Origin of the sequence: Barnesiella sp. ET7 (genome assembly GCF_024733785.1) — a bacterium.
GTDB lineage: Bacteria > Bacteroidota > Bacteroidia > Bacteroidales > Barnesiellaceae > Barnesiella > Barnesiella merdigallinarum.
This window is the reverse complement of record NZ_JANRHM010000080.1, coordinates 1-421: the sequence shown is the minus strand read 5'-3', so window position 1 is coordinate 421 and position 421 is coordinate 1. Positions and strand designations below refer to the sequence as shown.

Below are 421 nucleotides of genomic sequence, written 5' to 3'. Positions count from 1 at the left end.
CTGGTTCTGCTATCAGGCTATCGTGGATATGGGTATCAACATCGGAGTGGTAGATAAGATACTGCTCAACTTTCAGAATACGGCAGGGCTGTTCAGCAACCTGCTTGTGACAAAGGTCTTCGCCATCATATTCTTGGCTCTCTCGTGCCTCGGTACAAAGGGAGTCAAGAATCAGAAGATGACCTGGCAGAAGATTTATGCGACCTTCCTCGGAGGTCTTGTACTCTTCTTTATGAACTGGTGGTTGCTCGACCTGCCGTTCTCGCCAATTGTGAATATGGTTATCTATACCATTACGATAACTGTCGGATATATCCTTCTGCTTATGTCGGGAGTATGGATTAGCCGTATGTTCAAGCATAACCTTATGGAAGATGTCTTCAATGTGGCCAACGAGAGTTTTATGCAGGAGACACGACTG

General features: G+C 45.8%; 1 protein-coding gene. It reads left to right on the top strand.

The genetic code is table 11. The features are described 5' to 3' along the window. A partial coding sequence (locus tag NW211_RS14015; protein ID WP_258328292.1) for a YWFCY domain-containing protein occupies positions 1 to 421 on the top strand: 421 nt, incomplete at both ends.